At 61.9% G+C, this 14,675-nt stretch carries 14 protein-coding genes and 2 tRNA genes; 4 read left to right on the forward strand and 12 right to left on the reverse strand.

Features of this window, described 5'->3' with window-relative positions; genetic code table 11:
• The first annotated feature begins 86 nt into the window (after nucleotides 1–86).
• Nucleotides 87–1,073, forward strand: a complete 987-nt coding sequence (locus AC1DSF_RS14280; protein ID WP_478145636.1) for an NADPH:quinone oxidoreductase family protein — start codon at nucleotides 87–89, stop codon at nucleotides 1,071–1,073.
• Between the two features lie 63 nt (nucleotides 1,074–1,136).
• On the opposite strand, the gene AC1DSF_RS14285 is transcribed toward AC1DSF_RS14280, so the two are convergent.
• The 10 genes from AC1DSF_RS14285 to AC1DSF_RS14330 all read right to left on the reverse strand — a co-directional run bounded on the left by AC1DSF_RS14285 (nucleotide 1,137) and on the right by AC1DSF_RS14330 (nucleotide 9,354).
• Nucleotides 1,137–1,475 carry an H-NS histone family protein gene (locus tag AC1DSF_RS14285; RefSeq protein ID WP_478126878.1) on the reverse strand — a complete coding sequence of 113 codons (339 nt, stop codon included), beginning with the start codon at nucleotides 1,473–1,475 and terminating at the stop codon, nucleotides 1,137–1,139.
• 119 nt (nucleotides 1,476–1,594) lie between these two features.
• Nucleotides 1,595–1,670 (reverse strand) — tRNA-His (locus tag AC1DSF_RS14290).
• A gap of 30 nt (nucleotides 1,671–1,700) precedes the next feature.
• Complete coding sequence (locus tag AC1DSF_RS14295) at nucleotides 1,701–3,614, reverse strand: SurA N-terminal domain-containing protein (protein ID WP_478126879.1); 1,914 nt, start codon at nucleotides 3,612–3,614, stop codon at nucleotides 1,701–1,703.
• 74 nt (nucleotides 3,615–3,688) lie between these two features.
• Nucleotides 3,689–3,764 (reverse strand) — tRNA-Val (locus tag AC1DSF_RS14300).
• A gap of 13 nt (nucleotides 3,765–3,777) precedes the next feature.
• A complete protein-coding gene (locus AC1DSF_RS14305; RefSeq protein ID WP_007830705.1) occupies nucleotides 3,778–4,050 on the reverse strand; it encodes an HU family DNA-binding protein in 273 nt (90 codons plus the stop codon).
• A 223-nt stretch (nucleotides 4,051–4,273) separates the two neighbouring features.
• Nucleotides 4,274–5,359, reverse strand: coding sequence for a tartrate dehydrogenase (locus AC1DSF_RS14310; RefSeq protein WP_478126880.1), 1,086 nt, complete (start codon nucleotides 5,357–5,359; stop codon nucleotides 4,274–4,276).
• A gap of 64 nt (nucleotides 5,360–5,423) precedes the next feature.
• Nucleotides 5,424–6,305 carry a DMT family transporter gene (locus tag AC1DSF_RS14315; protein WP_478126881.1) on the reverse strand — a complete coding sequence of 294 codons (882 nt, stop codon included), beginning with the start codon at nucleotides 6,303–6,305 and terminating at the stop codon, nucleotides 5,424–5,426.
• On the reverse strand, nucleotides 6,302–6,868 hold the full coding sequence (gene pgsA, locus AC1DSF_RS14320; RefSeq protein ID WP_478126882.1) for a CDP-diacylglycerol--glycerol-3-phosphate 3-phosphatidyltransferase: 567 nt from the start codon (nucleotides 6,866–6,868) through the stop codon (nucleotides 6,302–6,304). The genes AC1DSF_RS14315 and pgsA overlap by 4 nt, the downstream gene beginning before the upstream one ends.
• A 37-nt stretch (nucleotides 6,869–6,905) precedes the next feature.
• Nucleotides 6,906–8,867 (reverse strand): excinuclease ABC subunit UvrC, encoded by a 1,962-nt coding sequence (uvrC, locus tag AC1DSF_RS14325; protein WP_478126883.1) that lies wholly within the window; start codon nucleotides 8,865–8,867, stop codon nucleotides 6,906–6,908.
• A gap of 4 nt (nucleotides 8,868–8,871) precedes the next feature.
• Nucleotides 8,872–9,354, reverse strand: a complete 483-nt coding sequence (locus AC1DSF_RS14330) for an OsmC family protein (RefSeq protein WP_478126884.1) — start codon at nucleotides 9,352–9,354, stop codon at nucleotides 8,872–8,874.
• 47 nt (nucleotides 9,355–9,401) lie between these two features.
• On the opposite strand from AC1DSF_RS14330, the gene earP reads away from it, so the two are divergent.
• From earP to AC1DSF_RS14345, 3 genes are all read left to right on the forward strand, one after another.
• Nucleotides 9,402–10,469: an elongation factor P maturation arginine rhamnosyltransferase EarP gene (gene earP / locus AC1DSF_RS14335; protein ID WP_478126885.1), complete on the forward strand. Its 1,068-nt coding sequence runs from the start codon at nucleotides 9,402–9,404 to the stop codon at nucleotides 10,467–10,469.
• 106 nt (nucleotides 10,470–10,575) lie between these two features.
• Nucleotides 10,576–11,130 carry an elongation factor P gene (gene efp / locus AC1DSF_RS14340; RefSeq protein ID WP_028253416.1) on the forward strand — a complete coding sequence of 185 codons (555 nt, stop codon included), beginning with the start codon at nucleotides 10,576–10,578 and terminating at the stop codon, nucleotides 11,128–11,130.
• A gap of 120 nt (nucleotides 11,131–11,250) precedes the next feature.
• Nucleotides 11,251–12,117, forward strand: a complete 867-nt coding sequence (locus tag AC1DSF_RS14345; protein WP_478126886.1) for an LOG family protein — start codon at nucleotides 11,251–11,253, stop codon at nucleotides 12,115–12,117.
• A 14-nt stretch (nucleotides 12,118–12,131) separates the two neighbouring features.
• On the opposite strand, the gene AC1DSF_RS14350 is transcribed toward AC1DSF_RS14345, so the two are convergent.
• Complete coding sequence (locus AC1DSF_RS14350; RefSeq protein ID WP_478126887.1) at nucleotides 12,132–13,313, reverse strand: MFS transporter; 1,182 nt, start codon at nucleotides 13,311–13,313, stop codon at nucleotides 12,132–12,134.
• On the reverse strand, nucleotides 13,310–14,662 hold the full coding sequence (locus AC1DSF_RS14355) for a DNA recombination protein RmuC (protein ID WP_478127084.1): 1,353 nt from the start codon (nucleotides 14,660–14,662) through the stop codon (nucleotides 13,310–13,312). The genes AC1DSF_RS14350 and AC1DSF_RS14355 overlap by 4 nt, the downstream gene beginning before the upstream one ends.
• Between the last annotated feature and the right edge of the window lie 13 nt (nucleotides 14,663–14,675).

The raw sequence follows: 14,675 nt of genomic DNA on the forward strand, positions 1-14,675 counted from the left end.
CACGACTGGGACAACGCGGTCGTTGGAGCCCGCCTATCATGATCCGCATTCTTCACCATCCAGACTCATTGACAGGAGACACGAGCATGCACGCATGGCTTTGCGAAAACCCCACCGGCGTCGACGCACTGACGTGGAAAGAACTGCCGACGCCCCAGCCGGGCCCAGGTCAGGTGCTCATCGAAATCAAGGCGGCCAGCCTGAACTTTCCTGATCTGCTCATCGTGCAGAACAAGTATCAGATAAAGCCGCCGCTGCCCTTCGTTCCAGGCTCCGAATACGCGGGCGTGATCGCTGCGGTCGGTGAAGGTGTCACTCACCTGCGCGTGGGCCAGAACGTTGCATGCCTTTCTGGCACCGGCGGATTCGGCACGCACACGATCGCACCAGCGGCCCTCTGCATGCCACTGCCCGATGGTTTTGGGTATGTCGACGCAGCGGCATTCATCATGATTTATGCCACCTCGTGGCACGCCCTGATGGACCGAGCGCAATTGAAGGCCGGTGAAACCGTGCTCGTACTCGGTGCCGCAGGAGGCGTCGGCACGGCCGCAATACAGATCGCAAAAGCCGCAGGCGCGAAGGTTATTGCAGCGGCGTCGACAGACGAAAAATGCGAGCTCTGCAAATCGATAGGCGCGGACATCACCATCAACTACACCACACATCCAGTGCCCAACGCATTTCGCGATGCCGTCAAAGCGGCGACCGAAGGCAAAGGMCCGGACGTGATTTATGACCCCGTGGGTGGCGAATTCGCCGAGCCGGCGTTCCGTTCGATTGGCTGGCGCGGGCGTTATCTGGTCGTAGGCTTCGCTGCAGGGCCCATTCCCTCGCTGCCTTTGAATTTGATGCTCTTGAAAGGTGCATCCTTGGTTGGCGTGTTCTGGGGGGACTTCGCCAAGCGCGAGTCGAAAGCCAACGCGCAAATGATGGCCGAATTGGCAAAGTGGTATGGCCAAGGGAAGATCAAGCCGGTCATCGACAGCACGATGCCGATGGCGGATCTGAAAGCGGCCTACGCGCACATGGGATCGCGCGGCGTCAAGGGCAAGCTGGTGCTGGTCAACTGAACTGCCAGTCGATCCAACGAAAAAGGCCCGCCGATGCGGGCCTTTTCAATTACCAGGGAGTCCTTACTTGATTTCGAAGTCGGACAGCGATTTACCGGCCGCCAGAGCTTCGGTGACCCACCGCGGCTTACGACCACGGCCACCGGACCAAGTTTCACCGGTCGGGCCGCGATACTTGGCGGCCGACTTGGCAGGCACAGCTGAAACGCTCTTCTTGCCAGCGCGCGCCGAGAGTTTGAGGTCGGTTGCTGTCAACCCGTATTCAGCGATCTTCTTGCGCAGTTCCTCGATCACGCCTGCACGCTCTTGATTTCTAAGCTCTTCGGCTTGCTTTCGCAATTGCGCGATCTGCTCATCGTGCTTCTTGATCTGGGAATTGATGTCGGCAAGGGTTGAGGCCATCGGTGCTAATCCTCCGAATTGGAAAGCGAAAATTCTAATTGAAATCGCAATTGCCGCAACTGCATGAACCAAAAAAAAGCGCCGGCTTGAAGGCCGGCGCTTTTTTTGATCAAGTAGTTTGGGGTGGCTGATGGGACTCGAACCCACGACGACCAGAATCACAATCTGGGACTCTACCAACTGAGCTACAGCCACCGCAGAGCCACGAATTCTAGCGTGAAAAAATCACTTTTCCACGGCTACTGCGGAGTCGGACGGCTTCGACACCAAAATTTCTGCCTTGAACCGATCCTTCAGCATGTCGTAGTAGGCAGCGGTCTCGGCCGCTCCCACCGCTTGCCCTACCTGTTCCGTCTCCTGCTTTGCCACCTCTGGGCTCGGTGGAGTGCGTGGGACCGTCTTGTTGACGCGTACGACTGCGAACCCTTGCGCACCCAGATCCGCGCCGACAAGCGTGGGCAGTTTGGCACCGTCAGCGCGAAGGGCGCTTTCGATCACTGCAGCCGGTTGCGACTGCGTCTCCAGCCGAGAGACCGTGATTGGCGCACCGAGGTTTGCGCCAGCCGGATTCGCCTGCCATGCGGCAAGCTTGGCAAGGCCCTCTGCCTTTGCAAGCGCCGCGGAGCGTTCGGCGATCAGCTGCGTGCGAACCTTTTCCTTGACCTCCTCGAACGGCAGCGCGCGAGCGGGCGAATATTGGGTCACACGCCCGGAGGCTAGTTGATTCGGACCGATTTCAACCGCCTCGGTGTTGTGCTTGCGCTCGATCGAATCGGGGGCGAACAGGGCATTCAGGAAATTGCGGCTTGCCAATGGGCCGGTGACACCTGGGGCGGGAGTCCGTCCGACATTGTTGGCCGATTGAATCGTAAGCTTCAGCTTTTCGGCCGCGGGCTTGAGACTATCGGGCTGCTGATAAACGACGTCCGTGAAGATCTCTGCCGCCTTGGCAAATTCCTGCGTCGCTTGTTGGCTACGCACTTCGTTCTCGATGGTCGCGCGAACCTTTTCGAATGGCGGCACAACAGCCGGCTTGATGTCGTTGAGCTGGATGATGTGATAGCCGAATTCAGTCTCGACCACGTTGCTGATCTCGCCCTTCTTGAGCGCAAACATCGCGTCCTCAAATGGCTTCACCATCGCGCCGCGAGTGACGAAATCCAGATCGCCGCCTTTTTCAGCCGATCCTGGGTCCTGCGAATTCTTGCGTGCGACCTCTGCAAATGTGCTCGGCGCCTTTTGAACTTCTGCAAGCAATTGCTCCGCCTTCGCGCGCGCCTTTTCGCGTTCGGCTGCAGGAGCGCTGGCGGGCGCGGCAATGAGGATGTGGCTTGCTCGTCGCTCTTCCTTCGTGCCGAAGCGGGCGCTGTTCTGATCGTAGTAACTGCGAAGATCGGCTTCGCTGACGGAAATGTTCTTCTTTGCGGCCTCGAGATCGAGAACCAGGTATTCGACGCTGGCTTGCTCGGGTGCACGGAATTGCGCGGCATGCTCCCTGTAGAACGATTGGAGATCATCGTCGCTGACGCTGACCTTCGAAGCGAAGTCGGCCGGCTTGAAAAGCGACACCTGGATCTCACGACGGTCGTAGTAGGCATTGAGTGTTGTCGCGGCCTGGGCAGCGGTCGCGAACGAAGTGCCTGATACGCCGAGCGAGACTTGCTGCGTTGCCAGGTCCGCCCGAACCGCCGCCTCGTATTGCTCAGGCGTACGTCCAGTTGCGCGCATGAAGGTTTCCCGATCGAACTTGCCGTCCGGCGTGCGGAACGACGCGAGGCCTGCGTCTTCGGCGAAAAGGCGGGCAAGCCGCTCTTCGGACACGGTCATGTTCGACTTGGATGCCGCTGCCTGCAGCACACGCTCACGAACCATGCGCTCGAGCGTTGCATAGCGCGCTGCATCGGAGTCGAGCATTGCGGGTTCGATGTTGGGGGCCTGCTGGCGAATCCGGTCGACTTCATTGCGATGCTGCTGATCCCACTCGGGGCGCGTGATGTCGGTGCCCGCCACGTGCGCAACCGTCTCGCCTTGGCCGCCACCCTGATACCGGTCGACGCCAAACAGCACGAACGACGGAATGATCAGCAAGAACAAGAGCACCATGATGATCTTGTTGTACTTGCGGAAGGAATCAAACATGCTTGAGGCTCTCTCTGACGAATTACGGAACGGCAACAAAAAAGGCGAACACTCTGTTCGCCTTTGCATCGGGGTGGTGGGTGCTGAGGGGCTCGAACCCCCGACCTACGCCTTGTAAGGGCGCCGCTCTACCAGCTGAGCTAAGCACCCCCGAAACAGTATCTCAGTTCAATGCGTCCTTGAGCGCCTTGCCTGGACGGAACTTTGGAATCTTGGCGGCCTTGATTTTAATCGCGTCGCCAGTGCGTGGATTGCGACCGGTCCGCGCGGCGCGCTTGCCGACTGCGAAAGTGCCAAAACCGACGAGCGACACGGAGCCGCCTTTTTTGAGCGTGGTACGAATGGCGCCGATGGTGGACTCGAGTGCGCGCGTCGCAGCGGCTTTGGAAATGTCGGCGTTTTTTGCGATGTGCTCAATCAGTTCGGTCTTGTTCACAAGGGCCCCTTGCAGAAAAAAATGTTGATCAGGGTCAGAAGCGATCCCGTCCCCGCGACCAAGCCGCGGGGTACATGAATGGATAAGGGTGGCAGTTCTGACGCGCCGGCAGCGCACTGCCGACAGGGATTACAACCACTGGTCTACGGGGTGTCAATACGACACTCACCCCATAGACCACGGCAAGGAGCGCGATTTTAGTGGCGTTTTCATGAAGCCGTTTTCAAAGCGCTTCAGCAATCGCTCGACCGAGATCGACCGTGTTCCCCGTACCACCGATGTCCGGCGTGCGCGGGGCACCGCTGTCGGGCGCGAGTACCTTTTCGATCGCCGCCAGGATCGCGTCGTGCGCGGCCTTGTGCCCCAGGAACTCGAGCATCATTGCGCCGCACCAGATCTGTCCGATGGGATTCGCGATGCCTTTGCCCGCGATGTCGGGTGCCGAGCCGTGGACGGGTTCAAAGAGCGAAGGCGTCGTGCGCTCGGGATTCAGGTTGGCACTGGGCGCGATGCCGATGGTGCCGGTGCATGCCGGCCCGAGGTCCGAGAGGATGTCGCCGAAGAGATTGCTCGCGACGACCACGTCGAAGAAATCCGGCCGCTGCACGAAATGAGCCGTGAGGATGTCGATGTGAAACTTGTCCAGGTTGACCCCCGGATAGCTCTTCGCCATCGCGGCGACGCGCTCGTCCCAATATGGCATCGTGATGGAGATGCCGTTGGACTTGGTTGCGCTGGTGAGATGCTTTTTGGGCCGTGATTGAGCAAGCTCGAAGGCGAACTCGAGCACGCGATCCACACCCACGCGCGACATCACCGTTTCCTGCACAACGATCTCCCGCGCAGTGCCCTCGTACATGCGCCCTCCGATGCTCGAATACTCGCCTTCGGTGTTCTCGCGCACGATGTACATGTCGATCTCGCCAGGCTGTCGCGGCGTGCCGTCGCGCCTCACCACCGGCGCAATGATGCCCGGCATCAGGCGAGCAGGGCGCAGGTTGATGTACTGGTCGAACTCGCGCCGGAACAGCAGCAGCGAGCCCCACAGCGAGATGTGATCAGGGATCTTCTCTGGCCAACCGACGGCGCCGAAGAAGATGGCGTCGTGCCCGCCGATCTGGTCTTTCCAGTCGTCGGGCAACATTTTTCCGTGCTTCTCGCAGTAGTCCCAGCTCGAGAAGTCGAAGTGGTCGAACTTCAGGTCGATGCCGAACTTGCGGGCCGCTGCGTCGATCACGCGCAAGCCTTCGGGCATGGTTTCCTTGCCGATGCCGTCGCCAGCAATGACTGCGATATGTTGGGTACTCATGTCTCGATGCTCGGGTGCCGCTTTGAAGAATGAAACGCCATTGTGCGTCGCTTGCACCAGGGATTCAGCGGCCGCCGCGAACAGCGAGGCTCACACCGACGGCCGTGATGGCAATGCCCGCGAGCGTCATGGCCGTGATCGGTTCGGAAAACAACAGCCACGCCATCACGGCCGTGCACGGCGGCACCAGATAGAGAAGGCTTGTGACGGCAGTGGCTGTGCCGCGCTGGATCAGCATGTAAAGCAGTGAGCTACCACCCAGCGATAGCGCCAGCACCGACCATGCCATGGCGCCGCCCGAAGCCACGTTCCAGTGGATGCTTTCCTGCTCCAGCGCAGCAAAGGGCAAGGTGACGATCAGCGCCGCCGCCAGTTGGATGGCGTTGGCGCTGCGCACATCGCACGGCGCCACGAAGCGCTTCTGGTACAGCGTGCCCGACGTGATCGACAGCAGCGCCATGATCGCGAGGCTCATCGTGAGCACGCTCACCTCGCCACCTTCGCCAAGCTTGCGCGATACGACGAGAAGCAATCCGATGAAGCCGAGCAGAAGCCCTGCCCATTGAGGACGCGTGACAGTGCCGCCGCGCAATGAAAGCCAGATCGCGGTCAATACCGGCTGGATGCCGACAAGCAGCGCGACCAAGCCCGAACCCATGCCCGCCCGTACTGCCGCCCACACACCGCCCAGATAACCCGCTTGCATCAACACGCCCGTGACGGCGAGATGACCCCACTGCATCCGCTCGCGGGGCCAAGTGACGCGCGCGAGCCTTACCCAGACCAGGAAGCAGGCGACCGACAGTGCGTAGCGCACAACCAGGAACTTCAAAGGTGGCGCATGGGGCATGCCATAGCGCGCCACGATGAAGCCGGTGCTCCAGATGAGCACGAAGACACCCGGCATCGCTCGCAACCAGCCCGCCGAGCGGGCTGCAACGCTCATTTGGCCCGCGCCCGAATTTCGGGGATTGCTTTTTGGAGGTAATAGACCATCGACCAGACCGTGAGGACTGCGGAAATCCAGATCAGCCACTGGCCCCAGGCACCGGTGTCGATCGAGCCGAACAAAGTGCCATTGAAGAGCAGGAACGGGATTGCGATCATCTGCACCGCCGTTTTGACCTTGCCGAGCATATGAACCGCAACGCTCTTGCCAGCCCCGATCTGGGCCATCCACTCGCGCAGCGCCGAGATGGCGATCTCGCGGCCGATGATGATCAGCGCCACGAACACATCGGCCCGATTCAGGTGCACCAGCACGAGCAGCGATGCGCATACGAGGAATTTGTCGGCGACCGGGTCCAGGAAAGCGCCGAAGGCCGACGTCTGGTTAAGCTTGCGCGCCAGAAAACCGTCGAGCCAGTCCGTCGCGGCGAAGACGATGAACATCACCGTCGCGATGAGATTGCGCATCGGCTCGGACAGCGGCAGATAGAACACGCCCACAATCAACGGAATCGCGACGATGCGCGCCCAGGTCATGATCGTTGGCAGTGTCCAGAACATCGGGTCGATTGTGTCATGGCATGAGGACGGTTCCAGGCTAGTGCAAAGCGCGATAGATTTCCTCTGCGAGGTCCAACGCGATTCCGTCCACCGACGCGATGTCTTCCACGCTCGCCGCCGCGACGCCGCGGATGCCTCCGAAGCGTTGAAGCAATCGAGCGCGGCGCTTTGGGCCGATTCCAGGGATGTCTTCGAGTTGGCTGCCGCCGACGCGCACCTTGGCTCGCTTGGCCCGCATGCCGGTGATGGCGAAGCGATGCGCCTCGTCGCGGATCTGCGCCACGAGCATCAGCGCCGCAGAATCCCGCCCGAGGTAGACCTTTTCCCGACCGTCCGCGAAGACAAGTTCTTCAAGCCCGACCTTGCGCCCCTCGCCCTTCTCCACGCCGACGATCAGCGACAGCGGCAATCCAAGTTCGCTGAATACCTCGCGCGCCATGGAGACCTGCCCCTTGCCGCCGTCGACCAGCACCAGATCGGGCATGCGTGCAGAGCGCGTGCCCGGCGGGGCGTCCGAACCTGCGCCAGCGGCGTCCCCAGCGGGCGGCGCATCCGTTTCGGCCGCCATGGCCTCCGCCAGCTTGCCGTAGCGACGGTGCAGCACCTGGCGCATCGCGGCGTAGTCGTCGCCGGGCGTGATGCCTTCGATGTTGTAGCGGCGGTACTCACGGTTCTGCATCGCATGATGCTCGAACACCACGCATGAGGCCTGGGTCGCTTCGCCGGCAGTGTGCGAAATGTCGAAGCACTCGACCCGGAAGGTGTCGAGATCGTCCGGCGCGAGTTCGAGCGCATCGACCAGGGCTCGTGTGCGCGCCTGCTGCGAGCCCTCTTCCGCGAGCAAGCGTGCGAGTTGCAGGCTCGCGTTCTTGCACGCCATCTCCAGCCAGTGGCGTCGCTGCTCGCGAGGCTGGAACACCGCCGTGATGCGCGTACCGGCCTGCTGCGACACCGCCTCGATCAGATCGCGGCTGACAAGTTCGCTCAGAACCAGCGTCGCAGGCACGGGGACATCGATGTAGTGCTGCGCGATAAACGCTTCGAGCACCTGAACCTCGACAGCGACGGAGACAGGCGATGCGTCGTCGTCTTCGACATCGCGCTCGCCATGCTGCATCTGCGCGGCGTCCTCGACGTGCACCGGAAAGTACGCCCTGTCGCCCAAGTGCCGACCGCCGCGCACCATCGCCAGGTTGACGCAGGCCTTGCCGCCCTGCACCTTCACCGCGAGGATGTCGACGTCCTTGTCCGAGGCAATTTCCACCGACTGCTGGTGCAAGACGCGTGACAGTGCCGACATCTGGTTGCGCAATTCGGCCGCTTGCTCAAACTCGAGCTTCTCGGCGTGCGACATCATCCGCGCCTCCAACTGCGTGAGCACGGCTTGCGTGTCGCCCATCAGGAAGGCTTCGGCATTGGCGACGTCCTGCGCGTAATCTGCAGGCGCGATGTAGTTCACGCAGGGTCCGCTGCAGCGCTTGATCTGATAGAGCAGGCAAGGCCGCGTCCGGTTGCTGAAGACCGTGTCCTCGCACGTGCGCAGCCTGAAGACCTTCTGCAGCAGTTGAATCGACTCCTTCACCGCCCATGCGCTCGGGTAGGGACCGAAATACCGGTGCTTTCGATCGACCGAGCCCCGGTAGTAGGCCAGCCGCGGAAAAGCATGCGAAGCAATCTTGAGGTAGGGATAGCTCTTGTCGTCGCGAAAAAGAATGTTGTAGCGCGGCTTGAGCGTCTTGATGAGGTTGTTCTCGAGAAGCAACGCCTCGGCCTCGGAGCGGACCACCGTCGTCTCCATCCGGGCGATCTTCGAGATCATGTGGCCGATGCGCGTGCCGGCGTGGTTCTTCTGGAAATAGTTGGCCACACGCTTCTTTAGATTGCGTGCCTTGCCCACGTAGAGCACGGCGCCCGCCGCGTCGAAATATCGATAGACGCCAGGCAACTGCGGCAACGCCGCCACTTCGCTGAGCAACTGTTCTGAATGCGTTTCTGACATGTCTTTATCGGGATTGCGCGCCGGGCAGCACCGGCTCGCATCGCACGTCGGTCTTGACCGAATTGGCGATGAAACATTGATCGTGCGCCAAATGGTGCATCTCTTCGATCTGCTCATGGGACGGGAGCTTTTCGCCGGAAAAGCGCACGTCTGGTTGCAGCGTGACAACGGTGATCATGATCTTGCCGGTCGCGCCGCGCCCCATCTTTCCGGTCGCATGGTCGCTATACCGATCCACGCAGAAGCCGCGCTCCGCAGCGATCGACAGGAACCACAGCATGTGGCAACTGGACAGCGACGCCACGAAAGCCTCTTCGGGGTCGACCGCCGCGGGGTCGGACAGCGGCACCGGCACCACGTGCGGCGACGAGGATCCGACCCATTCGGCGCCGCCGTCGAAGCGAATCGCGTGGCGGCGGCTGTACCGGTTTCCAAGGAAGTCCTGGTCGCCGCGCTGCCAGAGGATGTCGGCCGAATGCTGTGACATGAATGCCGTCTCCGGTGTCGTCATAAGGGGCTGTAGAGTATCCCGCGATGCGTTGGGACATTTTCTGCAAGGTGATTGACAACCACGGCGATGTCGGCGTCTGCTGGCGCCTCGCAGTCGCGCTGGCGAGCGCTGGGGAGACGGCTCGGCTCTGGATTGACGAGCCTTCCGCACTGAAATGGATGGCCCCCGATGGCTGCGAAGGCGTCACCGTCATCGTCTGGAAAAAACAGGTTGCGGCGGAGCAACTCGCTGCCCCGGGGCCCGACGTGCTGATTGAAGCCTTCGGTTGCGATCCGGCGCCAGGTGTCGTGGCGCTCTTCGCCCAGCAGCATCACGATTCCGGCATCGGCAACCGCTGGATCAACCTGGAGTACCTGTCGGCCGAGCCCTATGTCGAGCGCCTGCATGGACTGCCCTCCCCTGTCTTCCGCGAGCCAGCGGCCGGACTCACGAAGCATTTTTTCTATCCTGGATTCACGGCGGCGACCGGTGGGCTCTTGCGGGAGCCTGAGTTGATGGCGCGGAGGGAGCGCTTCGATCGTGCGGCATGGCTGGCGCAGCAGGGAATTCCGTGGCAGGGAGAACGACTCGTCTCTCTGTTCTGCTACGAGCCCGCGGCGCTTTCGGACTTGCTGGCGCAGTTGCAATCCGCTGGACAACCAAGCCGCCTTCTCGTCACGGCTGGCCGCGCGGCGGCAGCCTTGCCAGTTGGGCCTGCGCAACGGGGCGCCCTTTCCATTTCGTGGCTGCCCTACATGTCGCATCAGGATTTCGACCATCTGCTTTGGGCGTGCGACCTGAATTTCGTTCGCGGAGAAGATTCACTGACAAGAGCGCTGTGGGCCGGCGCGCCTTTCGTCTGGCAGATTTATCCGCAGGACGACGACGCCCACCACAACAAACTCAATGCGTTACTCGACTGGCTGCAAGCACCGCCCTCTCTGCGCAGGTTTCACCATCTCTGGAATGGCGTCGCCCCGGGGCCCCTTCCGGAGTTGGACCCGACGACGCTCGCAGCCTGGAACGCCGCGGCGCTCACGGCTCGCGCCCGCCTCCTGGCGCAGGATGACCTTTTGACGCGCTTGCGGCGCTTCGTCGCCCAAAAAAGCTAAAATTGCGGGCTTTGCGGATTTCCGGCCGGTTTCACCCGTAGCCCGCCTTCCGCTGAACCGCCGCAGTGCATGTGCAACGAGCGGCTTACATCCAGAGACCCTGAATATGAAAATCGCTCAAGAAATCCGTGCCGGCAATGTGATCATGCATGGCAAGGACCCAATGGTCGTCCTCAAGACTGAATACAGCCGCGGCGGCCGCAATTCCGCCACTGTTCGCATGAAGCTCAAGAGCCTGATTGCCAACTTCAATACCGAAGTGGTCTTCAAGGCCGACGACAAGATCGACCAGATCGTGCTCGACAAAAAAGAGTGCACCTACTCCTACTTTGCAGACCCGATGTATGTCTGCATGGACACCGAGTACAACCAGTACGAAGTCGAAGCCGAGAACATGGGCGATTCGCTCAATTACCTCGAAGACGGCATGCCCGTTGAAGTGGTGTTCTACGACGGCAAGGCCATTTCGGTCGAACTGCCCACCAGCGTCGAGCGCGAAATCACCTGGACCGAGCCAGCCGTCAAGGGCGACACCTCTGGCAAGGTCATGAAGCCAGCCAAGATTTCCACCGGCTTTGAAATCGGCGTGCCGCTCTTCGTTGCACAAGGCGACCGCATCGAAATCGACACCCGCACTGGCGAATATCGCAAGCGCGTCTAAGCAATTGAACGTCCTGGTGGATCAAAAAACTGGCTCCTGCGGGAGCCTTTTTTACGTCGCTCGAATGCCAGGTCCGAAAACTGCAAGGCGCACAATTCAGGATCGCTTTTTCGCAAGACCATGCCCAACAGTACACACGACCTTCACGACAAACGCCTCGCCGACGCCTGGGCCACCCTGCAGTCTCACGCCGACAAGGGGCTTCCGCTGAACACCGATCCATCGCGACTGGCGTTCGCCGATCCCGAATTCCTGCTGCGCCGCGAAACACGCGGGCTTCGCATGCAGTTGGAGCTGATGAAGCCCGACATCGAAATGCGTGCCCACGGAATTGAAAACACGGTGGTGGTCTTCGGCAGCGCCCGCTTTCGCAGCGAAGAAGAATCCGGAGCGCTGATCGCGCAGGCCGAAGCCGCCGGTGACACCGTTGCCGCGACACGCTGGCGCAAGCTCGCGCGCAGCTCGCACTACTACGAAAAGGCGCGCGCCTTCGGCAAACTGGTCGCGCAATACAGCAATGAGCGGGATCCGGAAGACAAGCTCTTCGTCTGCACCGGCGGCGGCCCCGGCATCATGCAGGCCGCGAACCGGGGCGCGTACGAAGGCGGAGGACTTTCCGTAGGCCTCGCCATTGCGCTGCCAATGGAAGAGGAAGCCAATCCTTACGTCACGCCGGCGCTCAGCTTCAAATTCCACTACTTCGCGATCCGGAAGATGCATTTCATGATGCGTGCGAAGGCGCTGGTCGCCTTTCCGGGCGGCTTCGGCACGCTGGACGAGCTGTTCGAGGTCATTACACTCGTGCAGACCCGCAAGGCCAAGCCGGTGCCGATCGTCCTTTTCGGCTCCGACTATTGGAAGCAGCTCGTCAATTTCGAGTTTCTTGCCGAGGAAGGGGTGATCTCGCCGGATGACGTCAAGCTGATCGAATACGTCGATGCGCCGCAGAACGCTTGGGACTACATCAAGCGCTTCTACAAGCTCTGACGATCACCTGACGCTCACGCGACGTCGGCCGCGCTGGGGACTCGCAAGCCCCAGACAGCGCGCGTGCCGAGCGCGACCACGCCGCCAACGATCCAGAACACACCCGCCACGCCGATCACCGCCCCCGCGGCGCCGAAGAGCATCGGCATCGCGACGCTGGATGCATTGAGCGTCATCACGCGCAGCCCTAGCGCCTCGCCGTGGCGTGCATGGGGCGTGATCTGGTGCAGCATGCTCATGACCATCGGCTGCACGGCACCGAGAGCAATGCCCAGCAGCACCGAACATATGCCCATGCCAACGGCCGAGGTCATCAACGGGTAGGCCGCAAACACCAGCGCAGTGATGACGTTCGATCCGGTGATCACGGTCCGCTCGCTCAGGCGAGAGGCCACGATCGGCAGCACGACCCGGATAGCGGCCGCCGCAACGGCAAAGGCTCCAAGAATGGAGCCGATCATCGACGCGCTCAGCCCGCGTTCGTGCCCGAGGATCGGCAAGACGAACGTATGCACGTCCCACGAGGCGGATTGCAGCCAATTGACGAACAACAGGCGCCGAAACATCGGCTGGCTCAGGAGATCCCACGCGCGCGGCTTGGGCGCACCATCGGGCAGGCGGATGGTCGGCAGTTCGGCTGTGCCGCGCGCCAGCATCCAGCACGCAATGGGCAGCAGCGCCAACAGCACGAAAGCCACCCGATAGCCAACCAGATCGCCCGGCACCGGCCCCGCATGGTCGATCAATAGGCCGGTCACGAACGGGCCGACGAAATTTGCAGCCGCCGGCGCGATCGCCAGCCAGCTGAATACCTGCTTGAGCTGTGTCGAATTTGTCGCTGCACGGCCAACGTGGCGCTGCAGTGCGATGACCGCGATGCCGGTGGCACCACCGGTGAGCAAAGCAGCAACGCAAAGCACGGGGAATACAGGAAAGGCCGCCGCCAGGCCGGCGCCCGAGGTGGCCGCGATGACGGCGATCGACAGCGGTCGCCGCAAGCCATGGCGATCGGCGAAGCGCCCCGCCGGCAACGCCAGAAAAACCTGAGTCAGTGCAAACAGCGACAGCAGCACCCCGACGGCCGCGGCACTATAGCCTTCGCTCAGCGCCAGGAGCGGCGACGCCAGCCGGGTGCCCGTCATCGCCGCGTGCAGGCACACCTGGGCTGCGATGAGCCGTAGCAAGCTGGCGTTCACGCGGCGCCGTCGTCCTCGACGTCGGCCATCGGCAGCATGCCTTGGGTCTGGGACTCAGGGAGTGCCTCGACCTTGCGCAGCGCGAGACGCATCTGCTTGGCGCGGGTGTCCGCCTTGTCGATCGTGTCGGACGCCTTTGCGACCTGCTCCTTGATGCGCGCCACCCATTCGCCGTAGCGCTCGAATTCGGTCTTGACGGCGCCGAGGACTTTCCAGACCTCCGAAGCCTGATGCTCCAATGCCAGTGTGCGAAAGCCCATGTGCAGACTGTTGAGCATCGCCAGCAGCGTGGTCGGGCCGGCCAGCGTCACCCGATGCTGGCGTTGGATCGCGTCCATCAGACCGGGGCGGCGCAGCACTTCGGCATAGAGGCTCTCGACGGGAAGAAAAAGAATCGCGAAGTCCGTGGTGTGCGGCGCCGCCAGGTAGTTTTCCGCGATGGACTTTGCTTCAGAGCGAATGCGCGCTTCGAGCGCCTTGGCAGCGACTTCGGCCGCGCCCGGGTCGGCCCGTTCATGCGCATCGAGCAATCGCTCGTAGTCGTCGCGCGGAAACTTGGCGTCGATGGGCAGCCACACCGGGGAGCCATCATCGCCCCGCCCTGGAAAGCGAATCGCGAAGTCCACGCGCTGGCCGCTGCGCGGCTTGGTCTCGATCTGCTTGGCGTATTGCTCGGTGGTCAACACCTGTTCGAGCAAGGCTTCGAGCTGGACTTCGCCGAACACCCCGCGCGTCTTCACGTTCGTCAGGACACGCTGCAGGCTTCCGACCCCCACCGCCAGCGTCTGCATCTCACCGAGGCCCTTATGGACTTGCTCAAGGCGATCGGCGACCTGCTTGAAGCTCTCGCCGAGGCGCGCCTCCAGCGTGCTCTGGAGCTTCTCGTCGACCGTCTTGCGCATCTCGTCGAGCTTGGCCGTGTTGGTCTGCTGGAGCTGCGCGAGTTGCGTCTCCATCGTGGCACGTACCTCGGCAAGCCGCCGCGCGTTCGATTCGCTCAGTCCCTGCAATTGCGTGTTGAGCGTGTCCCCGAGCGTCTTCTGCAGCAACGTGAGCTGCTGTGCGAAAGCGTCGATCTGCGCGTTTTGCGTGCGCGTGTTTTCCGCACCTTGCTGGACGAGCGCCTGTTGAAAGGTGGAAAACGCCTGCGCCGTCTCCTGGCGAGCGCCGCGAGAGGATTCGCCGATTTCGTGGCGCAGTTCGCGCTCGACGCGCTCGTTGCCGGCCGCCAGTGTCGCGATCAAGAAGGAATGGTCTGGAGGAGTGGGTGGAGGGGGTCTTCGCACCAGCAGCCAGATGACCAGCAAAAAATTCAGGGCCGCCAGGGCCAAGAGGATCCAGGTTTCGATCACGGGTCGCGTT

The sequence above is a fragment of the Variovorax sp. 01N429 genome, assembly GCF_056399425.1.